This is a genomic window from Fuscovulum ytuae (assembly GCF_029953595.1).
Classification (GTDB): domain Bacteria; phylum Pseudomonadota; class Alphaproteobacteria; order Rhodobacterales; family Rhodobacteraceae; genus Paragemmobacter; species Paragemmobacter ytuae.
Window position 1 is genome coordinate 119,817 of the sequence record NZ_CP124537.1, and the last position, 23,950, is coordinate 143,766.

Sequence of the window (23,950 nt, forward strand, 5' to 3'; positions counted from 1 at the left end):
AACAACAGGGAGAAAGCCATGAAACTGACCCGTCGCAGCACCCTTCTCGGCATGAGCGCTACGCTGTCGGCCCCCTTTGTTCGCCCCTCTTGGGCGCAAGGCGGGGTCGTAAATGTGTATAATTGGTCCGACTATATCGGCGAAACCACGCTGGCCGATTTCACCGCCGAAACCGGGGTTGAGGTGGTCTATGACCTCTATGCCAGCGCCGAAGAAATGCAGGCCAAACTTCTTGCCGGCTCAACAGGTTATGATGTCGTGCTGCATTCCGGTCAGGGCTTGCCCCGCTCGATTCAGGCAGGCGTTCTGCAAAAGATCGACAAATCGAAACTGACGGGCTGGGGCAATCTCGACACCGAAATCCTGCGGATCGGCGAAACCTACGATCCGGGCTATGACTACTGCGTTCCCTATATGTGGGGATCGGTCGGCATGACCTATAATCTCGATCTGGTAAAGGAACGCTTGCCCGACGCGGACCTGAATTCGCTAGACACGCTTCTGAACCCGGAAAATGCGGCAGCCTTGGCAGATTGCGGCATCTCGCTGCTCGACAGCCCGAATGACATCGGCTTCATGATCCTCAGCCATCTTGGGATCGACCCCAATACCGCAGGCCCGGACGAATGGGCCAAACTCGTCGAAGCGGTGCGCCCCATCCGCGATTACATCGCGACCTTCGACAATTCGAACTACCTCAGCGGCATTCCAAATGGCGAACTTTGCGCCGTCAACACATGGTCGGGCGATTACGGGGTGGCCAAGGCCCGCGGTGCCGAAGCAGGGATCGAATTGAACCTCGGCTACTTCATCCCGCGCACAGGTTCACCGGCATGGTTCGATGTCTGGGCCGTGCCATCGGATTCCCGCAACGTCGAAAACGCCCATCTCTTCATGGATTATATGCTACGGCCAGAAGTGATCGCCGCTTGCACCAACTTCACCGGCTATGCCAGCGCGAACAAAGCGGCGCTTCCCTTCGTCGATCCGGCCATCGCCGCCGATCCCGCGGTCTATCCCGATAGCGAGGCGTTGGCGCGCATGTATACTCCGCTCCCGCAGACCGAACAGCAGGAAACAGACCTGAACCGTGCTTGGACCATGATCAAAACGGGCGGCTGATCATGCCGGTGGATGCGCCCAATGCGGGCGAACCCTTTCTTCGGATCGAAGGGGTATCAAAGACCTTCGGCACTTTTCAGGCGGTCAAGAACGTCTCCCTCACCGTCGAGAAGGGCGAGATTTTCTCCCTCCTCGGCGGGTCGGGCTGCGGCAAGACCACGCTGTTGCGGATGCTTGCAGGGTTCGAAGAACCTACCGCGGGCCGCATCTTCCTTGACGGGCGCGATATGGCGGGCGTTCCCCCGTGGTCGCGCCCCGTCCACATGATGTTCCAAAGCTATGCGCTTTTTCCCCATATGACCGTGGAAAAGAACATCGCTTACGGGCTGAAGCACGAAACCATGTCAGCCTCGGCCCGCGCGGACCGGGTGCGCGAGATGCTTGATCTCGTGCAGCTCACCTCTTTCGCAAACCGCAAACCGCACCAGATTTCGGGGGGTCAACGCCAGCGTGTCGCCTTGGCACGCGCCTTAGCCCGGCAACCCAAATTGCTTCTCCTTGACGAACCCTTGGCCGCGCTTGACAAGAAATTGCGCGAACATACGCAATTCGAACTGATGTCGATCCAGCAAAGGACGGGCGTCACCTTCATCGTCGTGACCCACGATCAGGAAGAGGCGATGACCCTGTCCGACCGCATCGCCGTGATGGACAAGGGCGAGGTGCGGCAGGTCGGCAGCCCGACCGAGATTTATGAATTCCCGAACAGTCGTTTTGTTGCGGGTTTCATCGGATCTATCAACACGTTCGACGCCACAGTCACCGCCCGTGATGACGGCCATTTGCACCTGTCCCTGCCCGCTTTGGGGGTGAATGTGACGGCCCGCGACGTGCCACATGTCACCCCGGGGCAAACTGTTACCCTTGCCATCCGCCCCGAAAAGATACGCATCAGCCGCGACACACCCGACGGCCCCAACGCGCTGCGTGGATCGGTGCGCGACCTTGCCTATTTCGGCAAGGACAGCCTTTACCGCATCGCCCTGCCGTCGGGCACGCTGGTGCAGGCCCATGCCGTCAATGCCCGGCGCGGCGATGAAGGCACGCGCGTGGCCGACTGGGACGATGCCGTCTGGCTGTCCTTCGACCCCGCCGCAGCCATCGTTTTGGCGGAATAGCCCAATGGCAGACCGCGCCCCCCAAACGAAATACATGGATCGCCGGGGCTGGTCGGACATCATCATCGGCGCACCCTATGTTTGGCTGGTGCTCTTCTTCCTTCTGCCCTTCCTCATCGTGGTCGGGATGAGCGTGGCGACCAAGACACCGACTGCGCCGCCCTTTTCCTTTGGCGGCGACTATCCCCTTATCAACCTGCAGGCCTATCAGCGCATCCTGACGGATGACCTTTATCTGCGGGCCTTCCTCACCTCGCTTGCCAACGCCGCCGTGGCGATGGTGCTGTGCCTTCTCCTTGGCTATCCCATGGCGCTTGCCCTGACACGGATGTCGCGCGGCTGGCGCAACGTCATGCTGATGTTGGTGATCCTGCCCTTCTGGACGTCGTTCCTGCTGCGTGTCTACGCATGGATGGGCCTGATGGGGCGCAACAGCTGGTTCAACCAGATGCTGACGGATTGGTGGAACTTCATCGTGCCCGTCGATTGGGCGGTGCGGTCCATCCCGATGATGAACAGCAATTTCGCCGTCGTGCTTGTGATGGTCTACACCTATCTGCCCTTCATGATCCTGCCGCTTTATGCCAGCCTCGAACGGCTCGACACCACGCTGGACGAGGCGGCGATGGACCTCGGCTCCACACCGGCGCAGGTCTTTCGCGATGTGACCCTGCCGCAATCCATCCCCGGCATCGTGGCAGGCGGCATGCTGGTCTTTATCCCGGCGGCGGGGGAATTGGTGATCCCCACACTCGTTGGCAATGCCTCAGACCCGATGATCGGGCGCATCATTTCCGACGAATTCGCCACAGCGCGCGACTGGCCCATGGCTTCGGCCGTGGCCGTGGCCCTGCTGGTGCTGATGGTGATCCCGACGATGATCTACACCCATTACCAAGGACGGGCGGAGGGCTCGAAATGAAGCGCAGCCCCGTCTTCCTGATCACGGTCCTCTGCTTTGGCTTTGCCTTCCTCTACATCCCGATCCTGTCGATGATCGTCTACAGCTTCAACGCCTCTCGCCTTGCCACGGTCTGGGGTGGCTTTTCGACGAAATGGTATGTCTCGCTTCTGTCCAACAAACAGGTGATGGATGCGCTGATCCTGTCGCTGAAGATCGCCGTCATCTCGGCCACCTTCGCCACCATCCTTGGCACCATGGCAGGCATCGCGCTGGCACGGTTCCGCAAATTCAAAGGCCGGGTGATCTTTTCCGGCCTTGTCACCGCACCGCTCATCATGCCCGAAGTCATCACCGGGATTTCCAGCCTGATCTTCTTCATCCTGCTCGCCGAATGGATCGGCTGGCCGGGTCAGCGCGGTTTCACCACCATCACGCTGGCGCATATCACCTTTTCCATGGTCTTCGTGACAACGATCGTGCAGGCCCGCATGATCCAAGCCGACCGTGCGATCGAAGAGGCGGCGATGGACCTCGGCTCGCGCCCTTGGCAGGTGCTGTTCGATGTGACATTGCCCGTCATCAGCCCTGCTATCCTGTCAGGCTGGCTTTTGGCTTTCACCATCTCGCTGGATGACGTGGTCATCACCACTTTCACCACCGGGCCGGGGGCCACCACGCTGCCTCTGCTGATCTGGTCTAAGGTCAAGCTGGGCGTCACCCCCGACATCAACGCGCTGGCCACGCTGATGGTGGTCACCGTAGGCCTTGGCGTCATCATTGCGGGCATCGTCCTCAACCGGGCCGAGGCGCGACGACTGGCCGATGAACGCATGGCCTATCGCAGCAATGACTGATCCACTTTCCCTGCTGCATGCGCCCTTGGGCGTGCCCGGATCAGGGCGCGTGCGCTACGGTGCGGCGATGGCGATGTATCGCGACGGTCACCTTACCGAACCGCAGCTCGAGGTCTATCGTGAAGCCTCCGCCCATGACGGACGCGATCCCGCCCCGATCCTTGCCGAACGCGGCCTGCCACCCGTACCGCAGGTCGCAGCATCAACGCCCATCCGCACCCTTTACGATGCCGCGCGCGACTACCTTTTGTCGCTCGCGCATCCCGGCGCAGCGGATGTTCGTTTGGGCCTGCCCACCGATCCGGGAACCGAAACCGCCCCCACCCCACTTCCCAACCCTGTGGTCGAGGCCTGGCTTGATCCCGCGCTTGCAGCCCTTTCTGCAACCCATCCTCTGCTGGCCCTATCGATCCGCCGCGCCAAGCCGCATCTGCACTGGGTGACATATGACGCCTATCCGCGCGCCCTGATCGGGGATGCCTTTCCCACCGGCCATGCTTTTGCCGCGCTTCGGGGCGAAGATGCCCCTTTCGCCGCGCAGGATTTCGAACTTGGCCTCTTCCTCATCGCGCCCGGCACGCTCTACCGCGACCACCACCATCCCGCGCCAGAACTTTATGCCCCGCTCACCGGCCCGCATGACTGGCGCTTTTCTCCGGGCACAGCGCTGCACCCGAAACCGGCCCATGATCCTGTCTGGAACCCGCCGCACCGACCACATCTGACCCGAACGGGGACGATCCCCTTCCTTGCCTTCTACGTCTGGACGCAGGATGTGAACCTGCCTGCCGAAGTCATCCCCGCCGACGATTGGCCCGCGCTGGAAGCTGCCGCTCATGCCTGACCTTCTCATCCACAATGCCCGCATCCGCACGATGGATGCCGCCAACCCCACCGCCGATTGGATCTTGATCCGCGATGGCCGTATCGCCGCCCTTGGCCACGGCACCCCGCCCGCTGCAGGCGAAAGAATGGATGCGCAAGGCCGCCTCATGCTGCCCGCCTTTCAAGACCCGCATATCCACCTTCTGTCAGGCGGGACAGACCTCGCCACGTCGGCCATGCTCTATGACGCGACGACGGAGGATGACCTCCTTGCCACGCTAAAGGCCCATTCGACGGCTCATCCCGACCTGCCGGTGGTGCTTGGCAGCGGCTGGCAGCCGGGGCTTTTTGGGGACCACAACCTCACTGCCACGCTGCTTGACAGCGTACTGCCCGACCGCCCGGCGGTGATCTATGACAGCTCCTTCCACAATGCCTGCCTCAACAGCACCGCATTGCAGATGGCCGGCATCACAGATGATACGCCCGATCCGCCCAACGGCCATATCCTGCGCGATTCCAAGGGACGCGCCACAGGCATGCTGCATGAAGAGGTCATTCCTTGGGCCGTCGCCCGCCTGCCGCAACTGACTGACGCGCATCTGCGGCAAGGTCTTCTCGCCGGGATGGCCCATGCCAATCGCCACGGGATCACCGGTGTCCTTGACCCCCGCGTGACGGAAACGGAAGACCGCATCTATGCCGCAGCCCTTGCCGCTGGCGATCTGACACTGCGTATCTGTGGCGCGGCCTTGGTGACAGAAGCAGATACGCCGGACTCCGCCACCACCCGCCTGTCCGCGCTGCGCGCCACCCGTCCGGGCCCGGACTATCACATCCATTCCGCGAAATTCTTTATGGACGGCGTCTTTGAAAACCGCACCGCCGCCTGCCTCGCCCCCTATGCCGATGGGCCCGGCGGCAATGCCCCCTGCATGTTTGGCGCTGCGGAAACCGACGCCCTTTTCACCGCCCTCGATGCCGCGCGCTTTGCCATTCATGTTCATGTCATCGGCGATGCCGCCACACGCCGCGCGCTGGACGGTCTCTCCGCCGCCCGTGCCGCGAATGGCTCTTGGCCTGCGCACCATCAACTCACCCATCTGCAACTCGTCCACCCTGAGGATGCCGCCCGCCTTCCCGGCCTTGCCACCGCCAATATCCAACCGCTCTGGGCCCGCTATGACCCGGTTATCCCCGATATCGCGCTCGATATGATCGGGGCCGCACGTCTGGAACAGACCTATGCCTTCCGCACCCTTCTGGATCATGGCGCCGATTGGTGCCTGTCCTCCGATTGGCCGGTCAGCACACTGAACCCGTTCGAGATCATGGAAACCGCGCTCACCCGTCAGGCCCGCCGCGCCGATGGCCCCAAGCCCCCCTTCCTGCCCGAACAGGCGCTCACCATCCATGAAGCCGTCCTTGGCTATACCGCCCATGCCGCCCGTGCCTGCTGGCGGGACGGATTCACCGGCATCCTGCGCGCGGGCTTTTCCGCCGACCTCATCCTTCTGGACCGCGATATCTTCGCCTGCCCCGCGGATGAGGTTTCCGACACCACCGTCCTTCTCACCCTCTTCAAGGGCCGCCCAGTCTGGCAGTCCCCCACCCTCTGACCCAACCCCCCTGACCGGAGCAGAAAGATGAGCGATCAAGACCACTATCCCCCCCGCCTGATCGCGATGCTCGAGGCGATCTGGGGCGAAGGCTTCCTTTCCCCGGGCGGTCCGGATGAGGTGGCGCGTGTGATCGGAACCCACGACCTGACTGGGAAATCCGTGCTGGATATCGGCTGCGGCGCGGGCGGGATCGACATCGCACTGGTGCAGACGCATGGCGCAGGCTACGTGACCGGCCTTGATGTGGAAGACCCCGTCATCAACCATGCGCGAGGGCTTGTCGAACGGGCCGGGCTCACCTCTCGCATCGGACTGGTCAAGGTGGCACCCGGCCCCCTGCCCTTCCCGCCCGAAACCTTTGACGTCGTCTTCTCCAAGGATTCCATCATCCACATCCCCGACAAGCACGCCTTGATGGCCGAGGTATTTCGCGTCCTCAAACCGGGCGGGTGGTTCCTTGCATCGGACTGGCTGATCGGCACCGAAGACATCAGCCCCATGATGGCCGATTACATCGCTGCCGAAGGGCTCGATTTCGGGATGGCCACTGCCGCGCGCTATCTAGACGCGATGACAAAGGCAGGCTTTACCACCAAAAGCGCAACCTCCCGAAACGCTTGGTATCGCGAAAAAGCGCGCGAGGAACTCGCGCGCCTCAAGGGCGATGTCGGGGCCAAGGCCGCGCAGATCGTGGGACAAGATTTCGTCGATCAGAACATCGGCATCTGGTCTCGGATGATCCCAGTTCTGGACAGTGGCGAACATTGCCCCACGCATCTGGCGGCCCGCAAACCCTGAACGGGCTTACAGGTCCATGTAGATATGCCGTTCGGCTGCCGCACCCGGATGCGTGACCGCACCCCAGCGCGCGCCGCCCACGAGACGTGCGAATTTCCACACGGCGCCTGTGGCATAGATCGTCTCGCGCGGGCCTTTCCATTCGGCCTTGCGGCGCGTCATCTCGTCCTCGTCCACAGCGACGGACAACTCACCCGTGATCGCGTTGATGGTGATCACGTCGCCATCCCGCAGAAGGGCAATCGGCCCGCCATGCGCGGCCTCCGGCCCCACATGGCCCACGCAGAAGCCCCGTGTCGCGCCCGAGAAACGGCCATCGGTGATCAGTGCCACCTTCTTGCCCATGCCTTGGCCCGAAATCGCGGCGGTGGTGGCCAGCATCTCGCGCATCCCCGGCCCGCCTGACGGGCCTTCATTGCGGATCACGATCACCTCGCCCGCCTTATAGGCCCGCTTGCGCACCGCCTCAAAGGCTTCTTCCTCGCATTCGAAAACCCGCGCCGGGCCTGTAAAGACCTGCTCTTCCGGCTTCATCCCCGCGACCTTCACGATGGCCCCATCCGGCGCAAGGTTGCCGCGCAGTCCGACCACGCCACCCGTCGCCGTGATGGGCGCCGCGATGGGATGGATCACGCGCCCATCCGCCTCACCCCGGATCTCCTCCAGCTCCTCGCCCAAGGTCCGCCCGCTTGCCGTGATGCAATCCAGATGCAAAAGCCCGGCCTTCGCCAGTTCCTTCATCACCACCGGCACGCCGCCCACCTCATACATATCCTTGGCGACATACTCTCCACCGGGACGCAGGTTCACGAAATAGGGCGTGTCGCGCATGATGTCGGTCACATCGAACAGATCGAAAGCAATCCCCGCCTCATGCGCAATGGCGGGCAGATGCAGCGCCGCATTGGTGCTGCCCCCCGTGCAGGCCACGACCCGCGCCGCATTCTCAAGGCTCTTCCGCGTGACCACATCCCGCGCACGGATGTTCTTCTCGATCAACCGCATTACCGCCTCACCCGATGCCATCCCATATTGGTCGCGGCTTTCATAAGGCGCGGGCGCCCCGGATGAATTCAGCAGGGCCAACCCCAACGCCTCTGACACGCAGGCCATCGTATTGGCCGTGTATTGCGCCCCGCAGGCCCCGGCACTGGGACAGGCCACCCGCTCAAGGATCGCCAGTTCCGCATCGCTCAGGCTGCCCGCCTGATGCTTTCCCACCGCCTCGAACACGTCCTGAACCGTGACATCCTGCCCGTTCAACCGCCCCGGCAGGATCGAACCGCCATAGATAAAGACCGACGGCACATTCAGCCGCACCATGGCCATCATCATCCCCGGCAAGCTCTTGTCACACCCAGCCAACCCCACCAACGCGTCATAGCAATGCCCGCGCATCGTCAGTTCGACCGTATCCGCAATGGCATCGCGCGAAGCGAGGGATGACCGCATCCCTTCATGCCCCATGGCAATGCCATCGGTTACCGTGATCGTGGTAAATTCGCGCGGCGTCCCGCCCCCCGACTTCACGCCCAGCTTCACCGCCTGCGCCTGCCGGTTCAGCGCGATGTTGCACGGTGCTGCCTCGTTCCAGCAGGTCGCAACACCGATCCACGGGCGGTGAATCTCCTCCTCCGTCAGGCCCATCGCGTAGAAATAGCTGCGATGCGGCGCGCGCGCCGGGCCTTCCGTCACATGTCGGCTCGGCAGGCGGGACTTTTCGAAACGCTGGTTCATGATCAGTTGGTCCTCGTTCGGGCTTTGTTCGGTTAAGGATTGCACATAGGGCACTGGCCGGGGTCGGCCCAGTCGGGTGCCGCGGGAAAAGACTGCGCCGCCTCGGCCCCGCAGGCGGTGCAACCAAGGATCTCGGTCCTCGGCAAGGCGGTGGGCGTGCCGCAATCAGCACAGGGCAGCCCTGCCTCTACTCGCAATCGGCCCCAGCCGGGTGCCGCACAGGCCGGACAGGTGCGCGCCAACCGTGCCACAAGCTGCGCGGCAAGATCACCGATCACCGCCATCCGGCGTGGGTTCAGATGCGCCCGCATATCGGTCGTGACCATGGCCCGCCCGCTATCAGACAGGGCAATCGCTTCTGCCACGGCACGTTCCACCCCGCGGGCTTCCGTCAAACCCTTGGCCAAAGGCCGCGACGCCCCCTCGCCCGCGACCACCACCGCCACTTCGGGAAAGGCGATCCGGGCCAGAAACCCCTCAACCTCCCCCACCGAAGCGACCAGCGCCTGGTCATAGGTCGGGCGGTCATCGCGCAGCACTTCCACGATCTCGCGCCCCGTTGCCGCGTCGTGCCACAGCAGCATTTCCTGCCCCAAGGCAAGGAAAGGGATCACCGGATGCGGCCCATAGGCCCCTTCGCTCGCCACCCCCACAGACAGGCCCGTCAGGGCAACCGCGGCCTTGGCCTTGGCGCGCGCCGCCTGTTCCATTGTGCCAGCCCGTGCCACCTCGCCAGAAAATGTCCCGAACTGGTCGGTATCCAACCCCGCCGGAACCTCCAACGCGATCCCAAGCGCAGCGAAAGGCGGGGCAATGGCCGCCGCCTTTCCATGCATCGTGCCAAGCGCCACACGCTTGGGTAGGGTCATGCCGCGCGCCGCTCCGAAACCTCACCTTCCCAGCGCAGACCGGGCCGATAGCGCGACACGATCTGCCCGCCCTCCATCGCGAAAAGATGCAGCCAGCCATTGTCGAACAGCGCCCGTACGCCCGGATGCTTTTCCAGCACCGCCGTCATCGCCTCGACCGGGGCTTCGATCATCACCGACAGCCGCAGGGGATCATGCGCCAGCGCCTCACCGTCATGCACCGCCTGCATCGGCAGGCCGGGGCGCAGCATGCCACCATTGCCCTCAACCACACCAATCCCGCCCACGACATTGTGGATCAGCTTGTTGCCACCCCCAAACAGGTCCGGCGCGACGGATGACCCAAAATATTGCAGGCTGATCCAGCTTGCCACCACCACCGGCGCAGTCAGGATCAGTTCCAAGGTGCCAAAGCCCTGATCCGCCTGCCAGTCATAGCTGTGCAAGAAGGCCCGCCCCTCCAGATCGACACCTGCCGTCGCTGCTCGCGGTGCCGCAATGAAGGCAGCGCACCCTGCCAGACCCCATTCCGGCCGCACCTCGGACCAGTTCACCGCCCGTTGCAGCAACCCATCGTCCGTGGCACCCGGCAAGCGCAGCGACCGCTCCCCCCGCGCCACCTTGCCCGCCTTCGACAGCCATCCCTTGGCCTGCGCAAGGTCCGCCATGTGGCTGACAGGCAGGCCATCGGCATAAAGCGTGACCTTATCCGTCGTCGTGTCGTGAAGGCCCGCGACGAAGACGGTATCGCTGGGCAGATCAATCCCCTGCGCAGGCAGCCCCGCCCGCGCCTCGGGATCGTTCAGAAGATCGGCCAGAAGCCGGGCCGATACCTCGCCCGTCTGCCCACCGCAGGCCCCGCAATGATAAGCGCTTTCATGCGGGTTGTTGGTCACCTGCGCACCATGGCCCAACAGCAGGATCAGCCGCGCATGGCCCTTGGTCATGCTCATCGCGCGCAGCACTGCCGCCGCCGTTGCCGTCTTCGCCGCCGCATCCAGCGCCGTTTCGAACTTCGGCGCAGGGGAGACATGCGCTGCGCCGCCCAGATGCAGCGAGTCCTTCACCAGCTTCCATCCATAGGCCGGGCCCGCCGCTTCGACAAAGGCGAAAGAAGACACCGCCGCCTGCCGGAACCGGCCCCAGGCCCGCGTTGCCCGCGCCGCAATCCGCGCCTGCGCCTCGGCTTCCGGTGCGGCATGGCTGGATGTGTCCAGCTTGGCATTCAACAGAACCGGCAGATGCGCTGCGACCTCATCCGTCCCATGCGCCTTATGCGCCAAGGGCAGGCCGAAAAAGCCTGCAAAACCGATCGTCTCGATCCCCGGATTCAGGCTTTCCAAGGCGCGGCGCATCACCTCGGACCTTACGTCGATGCAGAAGGCCGCCTGCAAGGCAGGCCGCCCCGCCGCCGCCTTCGGCCCGATCAGCCGCGCAGCAAGGCCCCGCTGCACCGCCCGCTCCGCTGCCTCTTGCAGGATCGCATCCACCACCATGTCAGGCGTCGGTGCCGGTGGCACGTCATGCGTCGCCACGACCGAAGCCCAACCATCCGCAATCTGCGGCACCGTTTCCAGCAATGCCTCTTCAAACATCAGCCGGATCGCCAGCAGATCGGTCAGCGTGGCATCCGTTTGCCCCGCCAGCTCCGCCTGCCAAAGCAGCCACCGCGCATGCTGCGCCCAACCACCCAGATCGATCAGCAAACGATGGAACGCCGTCTCCGCCGCTGCCTCGGACAAGCCCAGCCGTTCCGCCGCGCGCAGGATCGCGCGCTCTGGCGTGTCGGGTGCTGCTTCGACATGGGCGCAAAACCCTGCAAGCCCCGCGATTTCGGGCGTCAGGTCATGCGTCGCCCAGACCCGCCACGCTGCAAAGGCACCCTGCCCCGGTGCGGGCGACCACAGCGCCTGCCCCCGGTCAAACCGCCCCGCCGCCCAAAGCCCGATGGCACGGGTAATCACCGCAGGCCAATCAACCCCGGTCGCCTCTGCCGCAAGTTCCGCCACAGTCGGCACGGCCTTCAGGGCGGGCGCAGGCTGCGTGATCCGCGCCTTCATCAGTGCAAGGTCCACAGGCTTCAACGGCGAAGGCTGCGCGATCAGGGCCGCCGCAAGGTCGTCCTCGCTGATCCGGCCATCCTGCACCATCGCCACGAATTCTGCCCGTGGCCGCATCAGCCGGACACCTGCCACCCGCGCCATCCGCGCCTGTGCCGTGGCCAGATCCTCGCCCGTCTGGCCAAGGAATGGGTTCACCGCCACCGTGGCCGACAGGGGGAAGGCCGGCGGGATCGCCCGCGCCGCCGCCTCTGCCGCCGTCAGAAGACCCGAGATGCGGGCCGGTGCGATCTGTGTGTGCTTCAGGAACATGTCCATCAACTCCTATGCGTCAGAGGGATTTGGAAACCCGGAACCCGCCGATCAGCCGGTCCAGAACCGCATTCAGATAAAGCCCGTTGGCCAGATGCACCCGCAGCCCCGCAGCCGCCGGATGATGCGCCCACAGCGGGAACAAAGCCTGCGCCACGGCCACCGTGCCAAAGGACAACAGTGCCAGCACGATCAGCGCCCATTCCAAGGCCCCCGCCTCGGGTGCCGCCGGAAGATGCGGCCCCCACAGCGCGCCCGACAGCACATGGAACCCGAAATAGGCCACCGCCGCCGCAAGAGATGCCGCCCCGGTCCGCAGCGTCAGGGCACGCGGCGCGGCATCGGCCAGACCCTGCGCCACCAGATAGGCCACGCCAAAGATCAGGATCGCACCAAGGGCCAAGGCCTGCTCCGACTTCGGCCCGACAACCAGCCCGAAGGCCAGCGCCACCACCGCGTAAAGGACCAGGGCCAGACCGAAAGCCCGCGCCACCGCAGCCAGACCGGGCACCGCCACCGGACCCGGTCGCCGCACCGATGCTACCGCCTGCACCGCACTGCCCGACGACAGGAAGGCATGCGCCTTGTACATCGAATGCGCCACGATATGCAGCACCGCCAGCGCCCAAAGCCCCAACCCGCATTGCAGCAGCATGAAGCCCATCTGCGCGACGGTCGACCAGGCAAGGGCGGTCTTCACTGCCGATTGCGTCAACATCACCGCCGCCCCGAACAGCGCCGTAAACCCGCCCAGCATCACCAGCGCGGCCATCGCGCCGGGGCTGCCCTGCACCACCTCGGCCAACCGCACCAGAAGGAACCCACCCGCATTGATAATCCCGGCATGCAGCAGGGCCGAAACCGGGGTTGGGGCCTCCATCACTTCGGTCAGCCAGCCATGCAGCGGGAAGGCCGCAGTCTTCAGCATCGCCGCCAGCACCAGTAAGGCCACCGCTCCCTGCGCCGCGATGGGCAACCCAGCCGCCGCCGCCTCTGTCAGCGCGGCAATATCCGCGGTGCCAAAGGCCAGCCACAGAAGAACCGCCGCTGCGACAAGGGCCATATCACCCGCCCCCCAAACCAGCGTGAACTTCGCCGCCGCCCGCCGCGCCTCGGCCCGTTCGGGATAGAACAAGAGCAGATGCCGCAGCCCCACACCCACCGACGCGAAGGCCAGCACCAGCACCGCAAGGCTGCCCGACTGCACAAGCACCAGAACCGCCGCCAGCACCGCCAGCATCAGCCCGTGAAACGCCCCCTCCCGCGCTTCGCCATCCAGATAGCTGCGCGAATACCGCACCACGACCCAGCCGACAAAGGCCACCAGCAAGGCCATCGTTGCGCTGACAGCATCCAGCCGCAGCGCCAGAAGACCCGCCCCTTGCCCAAGACCCGCGCTCTCTGCCCCGGTCAGGATGAGTTGCGCCATCCCACCAAGCGCCAGCAGCAGAGAAAGCCCCGCCGCGCCTTCCGCCAGCATCGGCACCGCCACAGGTCGGCGACCAGGACGCGACGCCGCAAACAGCGCCACCATCAAGAGCGGCAAGGGGGCCAGAAAAGTCAGAACGGGCAGGACGGCCATGGATCGTCTCCTGTGAATATCCGATGGCGTGCAGATAGCCCTTGCGGATATTCCAGAAAATTACATATTTTATGCTTAAACGTTCTTTTTTATGGAAGTTATGGCCCAGATCAACCTGCACCACCTTCGCCTGTTCCGCGCCGTCGCCAATGACGGCACGCTCACCGGGGCCGCGCGCGGGCTGAACCTGTCGCAATCCGCGCTCTCCACCCAGATCAAGGCGCTTGAGGCAACGCTGGGCCATGCCCTCTTTGAACGGCGGGGGCGCGGCCTTGCTCTGACAGAGGCCGGACGCATCGCGCTTGACCATGCCGAGGCGATCTTTCGCGCCGCCGATGACCTGACCGCCACGCTGCGCGAAACGGGCCGCGCCCGCCGCCCTCTGCGCGTGGGGGCGCTGGCCACCCTATCCCGCAACTTTCAAATGCAGTTCCTCCGCCCCTTGATCGGGCGCGCGGATGTCGAAGTGGTGCTGCGCTCTGGCTCTCAGACCGAACTGCTGCGCGATCTTGATGCACTGGCGCTTGATGTCGTGCTGACAAACCTCGCCCCCTCGCGCGAACAGGGCAGCCCATGGCTGGTTTATCGCATCGCGGAACAGCCCGTCTCCCTCATCGGAACGCCCGAACGGGTCAGTGGCAACCAGCGCGGTCTGGCCGACCTTCTCGCCTCCGAACCCCTGATCCTGCCCGCCCCCGATACCGCCCTCCGCGCCGCTTTCGATGCGTTGGCCGCCCGCCTCGGCGTCGTTCCCACCATCGCGGCCGAAGCCGATGATATGGCCATGCTCCGCCTTCTCGCGCGCGAAGACGCAGGGCTGGCCGTCATCCCCACAATCGTGGTGCAGGACGAACTGGCCAGCGGCCTTCTGGTGCAGGTCGCCCGCATCGAAGAAATGCGCGAAACCTTTTACGCCATCACCCGCGAAAGACGCTTTCCCAACCCCACCCTCGCCACCCTTCTGCGCGGCTGAAACTTTCTTCGGGCGATTTGTCGAAATCGCCGCCCCCCGCGTGTCATCCAGTCAGACCTTGCCATCCCGGCACGGTCCGAACCCGGAAGGATCACGCCATGACCACCACCTTCACCCCCGCAGCATCGCAACCCCGCTGGATCACAGGCGCCGCCCTTGCTGGCATCGGCTGGAACATCTTCGGCCTCGTGCAATTCGCAACCTCCGTTACTGCCACGGCAGATAGCCTTGTCGCCTCTGGCCTCAGCCCAGAACAAGCCGCTGTCATGACGGGCTACCCCGCATGGATGACGGCGGCCTTCTTCTTCGGCGTCACGGGCGGGCTGATCGGCAGCCTCCTCCTTGCCCTCCGCCACCGCTTCGCGCGGTCCGTGCTGCTGGCCTCGCTTCTCGCCTATGTCGCGCTCTGGATCGGCGATGCGGTCCATGGCGTCTTTGCCGCCATGGGCGCAGCGCAGGTGGCAATCCTCACGACCGTCGTCGCCATCGCAGCAGCCCTTTTCGCCATCGCCCCCCGCAATTCCCCCCGCGCCTGACCGCGCGGCGCGTGCTACCCTCGCCCGGACCACGGAGATCATCATGCAATACATGCTCATCCTCAACGAAACCGCCGAAGATTTCGCCCGCCGCACAGACCCGGCCACGACAGGGGAATATTGGGGCGGCTGGAACGCCTTCATCGGCGCCATGGCCCAAGCGGGCATCATCGTGAAAGGGGACGGCCTGCAAGGCCCCCACACCGCCACCACGATCCGCATCCGGGATGGTAAACGCATGGTGCAGGACGGCCCCTTCGCCGACACCAAGGAACAACTCGGCGGCTATTTCGTGATCGATGTGCCCGACCTCGACACCGCATTAGACTGGGCCACCCGCGCACCCTCGGCACTGTCGGCCTCGGTCGAACTGCGCCCCGTCCTCCCGCCCATGCCCGCCCCCGGCACATGACGACGCAACCTGATGCCGCAGAACGCGCCGCCGAAAAGGCGGCGCGCTCCAGCTATGGCCGGCTCATCGCGATCCTTGCGGCAACCGACCGCAATATCGCAGCCGCCGAGGATGCGCTGTCGGACGCCCTTCTTTCTGCGCTGGATCATTGGCCGCGCCACGGCATCCCTGCCAATCCCGACGCATGGCTTCTCACCGCCGCACGCAACCGGCAAAAGAACGCCGCACGCGCCCGAACCAACCACCAAAAGGCCGAACCCGACCTTCTCCTGCACCTCTTCCTGCCCGAAGACGCACCTTTCCCCGACGAACGCCTTCGCCTCATGTTTGTCTGCGCCCATCCCGCCATCGACCCTGCGGCACGCGCGCCCCTGATGCTGCAAACCGTCCTCGGCCTTGATGCGGCGCGCATCGCCCGCGCCTTCCTCACCGAACCCGCCGCCATGTCGCAGCGCCTTGTCCGCGCCAAGGCCCGCATTCGCGACACGGGTCTCCGCTTTGCCCTGCCCGAACCCGCCGATCTGCCCGAACGTCTGGCCGAGGTGCTTGATGCCATTTACGCCGCCTTCACCCAAGGCTGGGACGGGCTCGACACCCCCGACGCCCCCGATGCCCTGACGGGCGAGGCGATCTGGCTTGCCCGCCTCCTCGTCGCGCTCTTGCCAGAGGAACCCGAACCGAAGGGGCTTCTCGCCCTCATGCTCTATTGCACCGCTCGCCGCGCCGCGCGCCGGGATGCCGCTGGGGCCTTCGTGCCCTTGGAACATCAGGACAGCCGCCTGTGGAATCGCGACCTCATCATCGAAGCCGAAGGTCTTTTGACCGATGCCGCCCGCGCCGCCCGCTTTGGCCGCTATCAATGCGAAGCGGCGATCCAATCCGTCCATATCCAGCGTCCAATCACGGGCAGCCTCAACCTCACCGCCCTGCGCACGCTCTATGATCTCCTCGTCGCCCATACCGATGGCATCGGCGCGCAAATCGGCCGCGCCATCATCCTTGCCGAAAGCGGCGATCCCAACGCCGGGCTCGCCGCCCTCGACGCGCTCGATCCTGCCCGGGTCGCTGCGCATCAACCCTGGTGGGTCGCCCGCCACCGCATCGCCCGGCTTTCAGGTGACCTAGACCTAGCCGAAACGGCCTTGGACACAGCCATCAACCTGACCGAAGACCCCGCCCTCCGCGCATTCCTACGCGCTCAAGGCCCCACTTCCCCCAACTGACATGCTAGCATACACTGGTGGCAAAGGGAGGCCGCCATGACCCGCATCACCGCCATCCGCGCGCTGGATATCCGCTTTCCCACCTCGCGCAGCCTTGACGGGTCGGATGCGATGAACCTCGCCCCCGATTATTCCGCCGCCTATTGCATCATCGAAACCGACGGCGCCCACCAAGGCCACGGCCTTACCTTCACCATCGGGCGCGGCAACGAACTCTGCGTCGCCGCTCTCCGCGCCCTTGCGCCGCTCATTCAGGACATCCCCGTCGAAGACCTCCTCGCCGACATGGGCGCCACATGGCGGCGCATCACAGGCGACAGTCAGCTCCGTTGGGTAGGCCCCGACAAGGGGGTGATCCACCTCGCCACCGCAGCCCTCGTCAATGCACTCTGGGATTTGAAGGGCAAGATCGAAGGCAAACCCGTCTGGCGTCTTCTCACTGATATGACGCCCGCCGAAACCGTAGACCTCGTCGACTGGCGCTATCTGTCAGATGCCCTTGATCCCGGTCGCGCGCGGGAACGGCTGGAAGAAAACCTTCCCACCCGCGCCACACGTCTGGCCGAGATGCGGGCGAACGGCTATCCCGCCTATACCACCTCGGCTGGCTGGCTGGGCTATTCCGATGAAAAGATGCGCCGCCTCTGCCAAGAGGCCATCGCGCAGGGCTGGAACCACTTCAAGATGAAGGTCGGCGGCAATCTAGAAGATGACATGCGCCGTGCCCGCATCATCCGCGAAGAGATCGGCCCCAATCGCCGCCTGATGATGGACGCGAACCAAGTCTGGGGCGTGGCGCAGGCCATCGCCCATATGAAGCCGCTCGCCGCCTTTGACCCGTGGTTCATCGAAGAACCCACCAGCCCCGACGACATCCTCGGCCATGCCGCCATCGCGCGTGGCGTGGCCCCGATCAAGGTGGCAACGGGCGAACATTGCCAGAATGCGGTTATGTTCAAGCAATTCCTTCAGGCCGACGCGCTCCAGATCCTGCAACTGGACAGCGCGCGCCTTGGCGGCGTGAACGAAATCATAGGCGTCTTCCTGATGGCCGATCATTTCGGCGTCCCCGTCTGCCCCCATGCAGGCGGCGTGGGTTTGTGCGAATATGTCCAGCACCTATCGATCTTCGATTATGTCTGCGTCTCTGCCAGCCTGACAGACCGTGTTCTGGAATATGTCGACCACCTTCACGAACATTTCGAGACGCCCGTTCGCATGAAAGCGGGCCATTACCTGCCCCCCGAAGAACCGGGCTACTCCATCACCATGAAACCCGAAAGCATCGCCGCCCATCTCTGGCCCGATGGCGCGGCCTGGCAGGATTAATCCAGCCGACGCACCGTGATCTGCGCCAAATCGCCCCCGGCAATATCCGTGACCGGCAACAGACCCACCGCCTCTCGCAATTCGGGCGGGGCAAGACCCGCGTTGATTTCCCCCGTCCGCGCCCGCTGCGTCACATATGGCAAAAGCGTTGCCCGCGCATTGGCATCGACCCCCATCACCGCCAAGGTCTGCACCGTTGAAAGATACCGATCCCCCGGCACCAGCCCCGCCAACATCGCCTGCCGCCCCGCAACCGAAAGATCGATCAGCGAAAGCAGCGGCGCCGGGGCCAGATACAGATCCACCAACCCCTCGACATCGCTGACGCGCACTTCCCAGCGCATCCCGTCGCGCGTCACGGTCTGCGGCCTGCCATCCGCCCGGCGCGGTACGACCGCGGGACCAGACCATTCCGCCCGCACCCGATTGATGACCGAAACCTCCGCCAGCGCCTCGCGATGCTGATCGGTCAAACGCACCAGCGCCGCCTGCGTCGCCAAAGCCCGCGCCCGCAGCGTGCCCGCCAGCGCGGCAATCAGCACCACGCCCGCCAAGACGGCAAGAAGAACCACCCCTTGCCGCCCGTTCCGGCGCAGCCGATGATCGTCCCCCATGACCAACACGCGCATCCTCCTGCCCTTCGCCCTTGCCGCCACCTATCTGGCGACTCTCGGCCTTGCCACCCTTACCGCATCAACGGACAGGCTGATCCTCGCGGGCATCCTCACTGCGCCCCTGATCTGGCTTTCGCTCACAGACCTCGCCCGCCACGAAATCCCCGACCTCGCCACCGCGACTATCGCCGTCGCAGGCGTGGTTTTCCAGTGGCATCTGCATGGTCTGACCGCACCCTTTTTCTGGACCATCCTCGCCGCCGCCGCCTTGACCGCCGCCTTTTGGGGCGCGGGCAGCCTCTACTTCCACCGAAACAAGACCGAAGCTCTGGGCATCGGCGATGCCAAACTCATCGGCGCGGGCACCCTCTGCCTTGGCCCCGGTGGCATCTGGGCCATGCTCTTTCTTGCCGCCAGCGGGGGCATCCTTGCCATCTTGCTTGCACGCCGTCGTGAAAAGGCAGGATCGGGTATCGCTTTCGGCCCTTTCCTCGCCTATGCATTGTTCATACTCATAAACTTCCCTCTCTCCTGACTGGCCCCTCCATGACCCGCACCCGCAATCCGCAATCCGGCGTTACGCTTCTGGAAGTGATGATCGTTCTGGCCGTAATCGCCCTGATCGTGGGCTTCGGCGCACCGCGGCTGATGGAAAGCTTCGGACGCGCCAAATCGCAGGCGGCCGAGGTGGCAATGGCCAATCTGAAGGGGGCCGTGCAACTTTTCTACATCGACACGGGTCGCTACCCCACCGAAGGCGAAGGCCTTGCCGCCCTCCTTGCCGCCCCCCAAGGCGTGGCAAACTGGAAAGGCCCTTACCTAGATGGCGAAGCCGATCTTGCCGATCCGTGGGGACGCCCCTTCACCTATTCCGCCCCCGGCGCGTCAGGCCCCTTCGGCTTGTCCAGCCTTGGCCGTGATGGTCAGCCGGGCGGGACAGGCGAAGACAGCGATATCTCACTCTGACGCGCCCGCCGCGCGGGGATCACCGTCAGCGGCGGCACAATCCTCCCACGATCCAGATACTCGATCCGTATCGCCTCAGGCAGCGATCCGGCTGTCCATTCCTCGCGCCAGACACCTTCGCCGAAATAGCGAATGACGGTCAGGCTGGCATCGTCCGACAATTCCGTCACCACCGCGCCATCGCCCGCCACAGCGCGCAAGGCAGACCCGTCCATGCCAAACCGCACCGTCTCGACCCGCGCCGCCGTCAAAGGCGGCACATCAATCAGCGCTCCGAACTCCATCCCCGCGGCATCGCCCGTAAACCGTGCCGCAACCGGCATCTCCTCCAGCCAGCGCCGCAGCACCACCCGCGCCGCCAAGGCGTCCACATCCGCAGCCTCAGACCCTACGCGCTGCAAAGCCCGCCCCGTAAGCCCCAAAGATGAGGACAGGATCACCGCCGCCGCCGCCATGACCCATAGCGCGATCAGCATTTCCAACAGCGTCACACCCGCACGACCGTTGCGCCTCATGGCCCCGCCTCCGGCAGCAGCACGGCCAGACGAACCTCGCGCGCAGGCCCGCCCGTGCGCCATGCCACGGCCTCTGCCTCGACCAAACCGCCACCGATAGGCCGCACGGTCAGGGTCCAGCGCCACTCACCCATCGCGCCATCCGCCAGCGCAGGGTCACGCGTTGCGGCATAATCATCCAAGATCGACCGCGCCAATTCGGCGGCCCATGCCGCCTCGGCCCGCTGCGCCACCTGCCCCACGGTAAAGCCCACACCCGACAAGGCCGCCCCAAGCACCAGCGCAAGGATCGCCATGGCGATCATCGCCTCCAGCAGGCCGAACCCCTGCTGCTGCCGCCGCTCAGAAGGCAAGGTCATTGATCGACAGCACCGCCCCCATGATGGAATAGACCAAGGCCCCCACGGCCCCCCCGATGATTAGGGTCAGGATCGGCGTCAGCAGACGGAGCAGTCGTTGCGTCGATTGGTCCATCTGCCCCTGCACCGATTGCGCCAGCGCCTCAAGTACGGGGACCAGCGCATTCGCCTCTTCCCCCACCCGGAACAACTCGCGGACAAGAGGGGGCAAACGCCCACCCTCGGCCAGCGCCACATGCGCCCGCCCACCGCCTTCCAGCGCCGCCACCGCAGCCCGCAGATCAGGCGCAAAGGGACCAACAGGATCAGCGTCCACCATCCCCCGCAGCGCCTCGGCCAAGGGCCGCCCGGCCTTAAGCATCAGGGCCAGCGACCGCACCAGCGCCAAAAGCGCCGCATCCCGCATCAACGGCCCGAACAGCGGCAGCCGAAAGGCCACCCGCCCCCATCCCGCCCGCAGGCCCAGACTGGCGGCGACCCCTGAGGCCAACACCCCCGGAACAATCAGCCACCACCATCCTCGGATCAGATTGCCCAGCCCAAGGAAGAAGGCCAGCGATCCGGGCATCTCGCGCCCCTCTCCCTGAAACAGCGGGGCCAGTGCCGGCGCCAAGGTCAGCGCCACGATCAGCATCACCGCCACCGCCGCCGCCACAAGGATTGCCGGATAAAGCAGCGCCGTCGCCACCTGACCGCGCAACTGCTCCTGCAACCGCAAAAGCCGTGCGAGGTCCGTCAACTGCTCAGGCAGCGCGTCCGACAACGCGCCCGCCCGCAACAGCGACAGGAAAACCGGGGCCACCTTCGGCCCGGCCTGCGCAAAGGCCTGTGCCAAGGGCATACCCTCTGCCACCAAACGCGCCGTCCGCTCCAGCTTTTCCCGCGTTTCCGTCTTGCCCGCCCCCTGCGCCAGAATGCGCAGCATCTCCAGCGCGGGCAGCCGCACCCGCAGCATTGTGGCCATCTGCTCAGCAAGCGCCGCCTGATCGGCAAGCGGCAAGCGCCCATTGCCAAGGCTGATATCACGCTTCCACCACGGCAGAGGGGCCACTGCCGCCCCCTCGTGCAACTCCACCACCGTCAGACCAAGCGCCTTCAACGTCTGATAGGCCGCCGCCTCTGACGGGCTGTCAAGCTGGCCGGTCTCTACCGTCCCGCGCGCACCATAAGCCTTGTAGGAAAAGCTGGGCATGGCCCGCGCGTCACTCGATCACGTCGCTGATCGTATGGCGCGGGCGTCCCAATCCGGTTTCCAGCGACGAATTCGCCCCCGAAAGCTTGGTCCGCCAATAGGCCGTCGCCGAATTCGCATCGCCATCGTTCAAGATCACCCGTGGCCGGATCAGGATCAGCAACTCGGTCCGCCCGCGACGGCTGTCCTTGTTGCGGAACAGGTTGCCCACCACCGGCACGCGCCCCAGACCCGGCACTTCAGACCGCGATGCGGTGTCGGATTCCTGCACCAACCCCCCCAGCGCCAGGGTCTGGCCATCCGTCAGCGCGACCGAGGTTTGCACCTTCCGCTGCCGGATCGTCGGGCTGTCGATGCCGGATGTATCCGTCTCGGCCACGTCGCTAACCTCTTGGCTGATATCCAGCGTCACGCGCCCGCCATTGCCGATACGCGGCCGCACCCGCAGGATGATCCCCGTGTCGCGATATTCTACCTGCGTCAGGATCGGCGCATCCGCCGTCTGATCCTGCGCCTGCGACGTAACGATCGGCACCTGATCCCCGATCTGCAACACGCCTTCTTTGTTGTCGATCACCATCAGGGTCGGGGCCGAGATCACCTTCACATCCGTCACCGCCGCCAGCGCCGAAAGCGCGACATTGGCACTGTTCGACCCGAACACCGCCGTGAAACCGGTATCGTTCCCCGCAATCGCCCCCGCCCGATCCGACGAACGGAAGTCGAAATTCCCATTCTCAAAGAACCAGCGCGTGCCGATATCCAGCCGGTCGTTCAACGTCACCTCGGCAATCGTCGCCTCCAGCAGAACCTGCCGCGCCGGGCTGTCCAATTCGCGCAGCAGACCCTCGATCTCGGCATGCTGGGCGCGCGGCGCGCGCACCACAAGAGCGTTGCGCGAATCATCCGCCGCCACCCGCGTGCCGGTCGTCGACTCCAGCGCCGCCTCCCCCTCGCCTTCCGCCACATTCCCCGCGCCCAGCAGACCGGCAAGGATCGGCGCCACCTCAACCGCGCTGCGGTTTTGCAAATTATAGGTCGCCAGATACATCCCCGCACCCGGCCCCGGCTTGTCCAACTCGCGCACCCAGCCCACGGCGCGGTCCAGATAGGCCGCCCGCGACGAAATCACCAGAACCGACCCAAGCCGTTCATTCGGCACGAATTCGACCACGCCGCGCAGCGCTCCGCCTTCCTGCGTCTCGAACAGGGCCTGCGCCTGCTCTACCACCGCTTCCGGTTCCCCCGATGTCAGCCGCACCAGCGCGACCGATTTCCCCGACAGCACATCCACATCAAAGATGTTCAACGCATCCAACGCGCTTTCCGTCACCGCCGCAGGCCCCGACAACAGCAGAATATTGCGCCGCGAATCCGGCACCACATTCAGCCCTTGGTCGATCTGCGGCTTCAGGAGGTTCACCATCTCGGACGCCGAGACAAAGCGCAGCGGGGCCACGATAATCGACGAACCACCCCGCCCACCCTGTCCGGCAAGGCGAAAGCTGGAACTGCCGGAAACACCCGAAACGATCTGCACCGTATCGCCGGATTTCTGCATGCGCGCGCCACTGGCGTTCAGCCCGGCCTCAAACAGATCCAACAGCACGTCACGCGGCACCGGGCTGGTCGTCTGAATGGTGATCCGCCCCTGCAACCCGTCCTCAATTGCATAGCGCAGCCCCAGCGTATCGGACAAAACCGCCTGCGCCGCCGCCGGAATAGAGGCATTCACAAGGCTGATCTGCACATTCCCGCCACCCGCAGCCGTGATCTCCGCCCGCGCCGCGCTGTCGGCCATGGCGTCTGTGTCAAAGAAAACGTCAGACCCGCGCTGCGTCGCCACACGGTCACCGCCATCGGCCAGCCCAAACCGGGCCCCGCCCGACACACTGCCCGACGACCGCGCGCCATCCGGGCCAAAGGCACCAGAACTGCGCCCCCTGTCGGTTTCGACACAGGCCGCAAGCAGCGCCAGACCAGCGCAAAGAATGATCGCAAATCCCCGGAAGGGCATGGCAGACAACC

23 protein-coding genes are annotated in these 23,950 nt (G+C 64.9%); 14 read left to right on the plus strand and 9 right to left on the minus strand.

Translation table 11 applies throughout. The features are described 5' to 3' along the window. The first annotated feature begins 18 nt into the window (after positions 1-18). From QF092_RS19790 to QF092_RS19820, 7 genes are read left to right on the plus strand one after another with little or no spacing between them, the layout of a single operon-like run. Positions 19-1,122 (plus strand): polyamine ABC transporter substrate-binding protein, encoded by a 1,104-nt coding sequence (locus tag QF092_RS19790; protein ID WP_281470454.1) that lies wholly within the window; start codon positions 19-21, stop codon positions 1,120-1,122. Positions 1,123-1,124: 2 nt separating this feature from the next. Next, positions 1,125-2,240 (plus strand): ABC transporter ATP-binding protein, encoded by a 1,116-nt coding sequence (locus QF092_RS19795; RefSeq protein WP_281470667.1) that lies wholly within the window; start codon positions 1,125-1,127, stop codon positions 2,238-2,240. Between the two features lie 4 nt (positions 2,241-2,244). Continuing rightward, positions 2,245-3,162, plus strand: coding sequence for an ABC transporter permease (locus QF092_RS19800; protein ID WP_281470456.1), 918 nt, complete (start codon positions 2,245-2,247; stop codon positions 3,160-3,162). After that, a complete protein-coding gene (locus QF092_RS19805) occupies positions 3,159-3,998 on the plus strand; it encodes an ABC transporter permease subunit (RefSeq protein WP_281470458.1) in 840 nt (279 codons plus the stop codon). The genes QF092_RS19800 and QF092_RS19805 overlap by 4 nt, the downstream gene beginning before the upstream one ends. Beyond that, positions 3,991-4,842, plus strand: coding sequence for a dimethylsulfonioproprionate lyase family protein (locus QF092_RS19810; RefSeq protein ID WP_281470460.1), 852 nt, complete (start codon positions 3,991-3,993; stop codon positions 4,840-4,842). Before QF092_RS19805 ends, QF092_RS19810 begins: the two co-directional genes overlap by 8 nt. Next, on the plus strand, positions 4,835-6,442 hold the full coding sequence (locus QF092_RS19815) for an amidohydrolase (protein WP_281470463.1): 1,608 nt from the start codon (positions 4,835-4,837) through the stop codon (positions 6,440-6,442). Before QF092_RS19810 ends, QF092_RS19815 begins: the two co-directional genes overlap by 8 nt. Positions 6,443-6,469: 27 nt before the next feature. Then, positions 6,470-7,243 carry a methyltransferase domain-containing protein gene (locus tag QF092_RS19820; protein WP_281470465.1) on the plus strand — a complete coding sequence of 258 codons (774 nt, stop codon included), beginning with the start codon at positions 6,470-6,472 and terminating at the stop codon, positions 7,241-7,243. 6 nt (positions 7,244-7,249) lie between these two features. Here the strand turns inward: QF092_RS19820 and ilvD are convergent, their stop codons facing one another. Genes ilvD through QF092_RS19840 form a run of 4 tightly spaced genes read right to left on the minus strand, consistent with a single transcriptional unit; the run spans position 7,250 to position 13,803 of the window. After that, the gene (gene ilvD / locus QF092_RS19825) at positions 7,250-8,980 is read right to left on the minus strand and encodes a dihydroxy-acid dehydratase (RefSeq protein ID WP_420026555.1); all 1,731 of its coding nucleotides are present in this window, start codon (positions 8,978-8,980) and stop codon (positions 7,250-7,252) included. A gap of 32 nt (positions 8,981-9,012) precedes the next feature. After that, positions 9,013-9,849, minus strand: coding sequence for a DUF6671 family protein (locus QF092_RS19830; protein ID WP_281470468.1), 837 nt, complete (start codon positions 9,847-9,849; stop codon positions 9,013-9,015). Continuing rightward, positions 9,846-12,221 (minus strand): YbcC family protein, encoded by a 2,376-nt coding sequence (locus QF092_RS19835; protein ID WP_281470470.1) that lies wholly within the window; start codon positions 12,219-12,221, stop codon positions 9,846-9,848. Before QF092_RS19835 ends, QF092_RS19830 begins: the two co-directional genes overlap by 4 nt. A 19-nt stretch (positions 12,222-12,240) precedes the next feature. Next, complete coding sequence (locus QF092_RS19840) at positions 12,241-13,803, minus strand: proton-conducting transporter transmembrane domain-containing protein (RefSeq protein WP_281470472.1); 1,563 nt, start codon at positions 13,801-13,803, stop codon at positions 12,241-12,243. A 100-nt stretch (positions 13,804-13,903) separates the two neighbouring features. On the opposite strand from QF092_RS19840, the gene QF092_RS19845 reads away from it, so the two are divergent. From QF092_RS19845 to QF092_RS19865, 5 genes are all read left to right on the plus strand, one after another. Further along, a complete protein-coding gene (locus QF092_RS19845) occupies positions 13,904-14,776 on the plus strand; it encodes a LysR family transcriptional regulator (RefSeq protein WP_281470671.1) in 873 nt (290 codons plus the stop codon). A gap of 98 nt (positions 14,777-14,874) precedes the next feature. Then, on the plus strand, positions 14,875-15,312 hold the full coding sequence (locus tag QF092_RS19850) for a hypothetical protein (RefSeq protein ID WP_281470473.1): 438 nt from the start codon (positions 14,875-14,877) through the stop codon (positions 15,310-15,312). Positions 15,313-15,355: 43 nt separating this feature from the next. Further along, the gene (locus QF092_RS19855) at positions 15,356-15,724 is read left to right on the plus strand and encodes a YciI family protein (protein ID WP_281470475.1); all 369 of its coding nucleotides are present in this window, start codon (positions 15,356-15,358) and stop codon (positions 15,722-15,724) included. Beyond that, complete coding sequence (locus QF092_RS19860) at positions 15,721-16,947, plus strand: RNA polymerase sigma factor (protein ID WP_281470477.1); 1,227 nt, start codon at positions 15,721-15,723, stop codon at positions 16,945-16,947. The genes QF092_RS19855 and QF092_RS19860 overlap by 4 nt, the downstream gene beginning before the upstream one ends. A gap of 36 nt (positions 16,948-16,983) precedes the next feature. Next, positions 16,984-18,276, plus strand: a complete 1,293-nt coding sequence (locus tag QF092_RS19865; RefSeq protein WP_281470479.1) for an L-fuconate dehydratase — start codon at positions 16,984-16,986, stop codon at positions 18,274-18,276. Here the strand turns inward: QF092_RS19865 and QF092_RS19870 are convergent. Next, positions 18,273-18,905 (minus strand): hypothetical protein, encoded by a 633-nt coding sequence (locus QF092_RS19870; protein ID WP_281470481.1) that lies wholly within the window; start codon positions 18,903-18,905, stop codon positions 18,273-18,275. The two genes, QF092_RS19865 and QF092_RS19870, sit on opposite strands and share 4 nt — an antisense overlap. Here QF092_RS19870 and QF092_RS19875 point away from each other — a divergent pair. Both QF092_RS19875 and gspG read left to right on the plus strand, forming a co-directional pair. Beyond that, a complete protein-coding gene (locus tag QF092_RS19875) occupies positions 18,889-19,425 on the plus strand; it encodes a prepilin peptidase (RefSeq protein WP_281470483.1) in 537 nt (178 codons plus the stop codon). The two genes, QF092_RS19870 and QF092_RS19875, sit on opposite strands and share 17 nt — an antisense overlap. A gap of 11 nt (positions 19,426-19,436) precedes the next feature. Continuing rightward, positions 19,437-19,856, plus strand: coding sequence for a type II secretion system major pseudopilin GspG (gspG, locus tag QF092_RS19880; RefSeq protein ID WP_281470485.1), 420 nt, complete (start codon positions 19,437-19,439; stop codon positions 19,854-19,856). Here gspG and QF092_RS19885 read toward each other — a convergent pair. Genes QF092_RS19885 through gspD form a run of 4 tightly spaced genes read right to left on the minus strand, consistent with a single transcriptional unit; the run spans position 19,814 to position 23,939 of the window. Then, positions 19,814-20,371 carry a PulJ/GspJ family protein gene (locus QF092_RS19885; protein WP_281470487.1) on the minus strand — a complete coding sequence of 186 codons (558 nt, stop codon included), beginning with the start codon at positions 20,369-20,371 and terminating at the stop codon, positions 19,814-19,816. The two genes, gspG and QF092_RS19885, sit on opposite strands and share 43 nt — an antisense overlap. Next, complete coding sequence (locus tag QF092_RS19890; RefSeq protein ID WP_281470489.1) at positions 20,368-20,730, minus strand: type IV pilus modification PilV family protein; 363 nt, start codon at positions 20,728-20,730, stop codon at positions 20,368-20,370. Before QF092_RS19890 ends, QF092_RS19885 begins: the two co-directional genes overlap by 4 nt. Next, complete coding sequence (locus QF092_RS19895) at positions 20,714-21,922, minus strand: type II secretion system F family protein (protein ID WP_281470491.1); 1,209 nt, start codon at positions 21,920-21,922, stop codon at positions 20,714-20,716. Before QF092_RS19895 ends, QF092_RS19890 begins: the two co-directional genes overlap by 17 nt. A 10-nt stretch (positions 21,923-21,932) precedes the next feature. After that, complete coding sequence (gspD, locus tag QF092_RS19900; protein WP_281470493.1) at positions 21,933-23,939, minus strand: type II secretion system secretin GspD; 2,007 nt, start codon at positions 23,937-23,939, stop codon at positions 21,933-21,935. Positions 23,940-23,950 lie beyond the last annotated feature (11 nt).

Excerpts from the sequence above, each read along its gene's own strand:
- QF092_RS19790 (WP_281470454.1), top strand. The coding sequence starts at position 19 with ATGAAACTGACCCGTCGCAGCACCCTTCTCGGCATGAGCGCTACGCTG.
- QF092_RS19795 (WP_281470667.1), top strand. The coding sequence starts at position 1,125 with ATGCCGGTGGATGCGCCCAATGCGGGCGAACCCTTTCTTCGGATCGAA.
- QF092_RS19800 (WP_281470456.1), top strand. The coding sequence starts at position 2,245 with ATGGCAGACCGCGCCCCCCAAACGAAATACATGGATCGCCGGGGCTGG.
- QF092_RS19805 (WP_281470458.1), top strand. The coding sequence starts at position 3,159 with ATGAAGCGCAGCCCCGTCTTCCTGATCACGGTCCTCTGCTTTGGCTTT.
- QF092_RS19810 (WP_281470460.1), top strand. The coding sequence starts at position 3,991 with ATGACTGATCCACTTTCCCTGCTGCATGCGCCCTTGGGCGTGCCCGGA.
- QF092_RS19815 (WP_281470463.1), top strand. The coding sequence starts at position 4,835 with ATGCCTGACCTTCTCATCCACAATGCCCGCATCCGCACGATGGATGCC.
- QF092_RS19820 (WP_281470465.1), top strand. The coding sequence starts at position 6,470 with ATGAGCGATCAAGACCACTATCCCCCCCGCCTGATCGCGATGCTCGAG.
- ilvD (WP_420026555.1), bottom strand. The coding sequence starts at position 8,980 with ATGAACCAGCGTTTCGAAAAGTCCCGCCTGCCGAGCCGACATGTGACG.
- QF092_RS19830 (WP_281470468.1), bottom strand. The coding sequence starts at position 9,849 with ATGACCCTACCCAAGCGTGTGGCGCTTGGCACGATGCATGGAAAGGCG.
- QF092_RS19835 (WP_281470470.1), bottom strand. The coding sequence starts at position 12,221 with ATGTTCCTGAAGCACACACAGATCGCACCGGCCCGCATCTCGGGTCTT.
- QF092_RS19840 (WP_281470472.1), bottom strand. The coding sequence starts at position 13,803 with ATGGCCGTCCTGCCCGTTCTGACTTTTCTGGCCCCCTTGCCGCTCTTG.
- QF092_RS19845 (WP_281470671.1), top strand. The coding sequence starts at position 13,904 with ATGGCCCAGATCAACCTGCACCACCTTCGCCTGTTCCGCGCCGTCGCC.
- QF092_RS19850 (WP_281470473.1), top strand. The coding sequence starts at position 14,875 with ATGACCACCACCTTCACCCCCGCAGCATCGCAACCCCGCTGGATCACA.
- QF092_RS19855 (WP_281470475.1), top strand. The coding sequence starts at position 15,356 with ATGCAATACATGCTCATCCTCAACGAAACCGCCGAAGATTTCGCCCGC.
- QF092_RS19860 (WP_281470477.1), top strand. The coding sequence starts at position 15,721 with ATGACGACGCAACCTGATGCCGCAGAACGCGCCGCCGAAAAGGCGGCG.
- QF092_RS19865 (WP_281470479.1), top strand. The coding sequence starts at position 16,984 with ATGACCCGCATCACCGCCATCCGCGCGCTGGATATCCGCTTTCCCACC.
- QF092_RS19875 (WP_281470483.1), top strand. The coding sequence starts at position 18,889 with ATGACCAACACGCGCATCCTCCTGCCCTTCGCCCTTGCCGCCACCTAT.
- QF092_RS19870 (WP_281470481.1), bottom strand. The coding sequence starts at position 18,905 with ATGCGCGTGTTGGTCATGGGGGACGATCATCGGCTGCGCCGGAACGGG.
- gspG (WP_281470485.1), top strand. The coding sequence starts at position 19,437 with ATGACCCGCACCCGCAATCCGCAATCCGGCGTTACGCTTCTGGAAGTG.
- QF092_RS19885 (WP_281470487.1), bottom strand. The coding sequence starts at position 20,371 with ATGAGGCGCAACGGTCGTGCGGGTGTGACGCTGTTGGAAATGCTGATC.
- QF092_RS19890 (WP_281470489.1), bottom strand. The coding sequence starts at position 20,730 with ATGACCTTGCCTTCTGAGCGGCGGCAGCAGCAGGGGTTCGGCCTGCTG.
- QF092_RS19895 (WP_281470491.1), bottom strand. The coding sequence starts at position 21,922 with ATGCCCAGCTTTTCCTACAAGGCTTATGGTGCGCGCGGGACGGTAGAG.
- gspD (WP_281470493.1), bottom strand. The coding sequence starts at position 23,939 with ATGCCCTTCCGGGGATTTGCGATCATTCTTTGCGCTGGTCTGGCGCTG.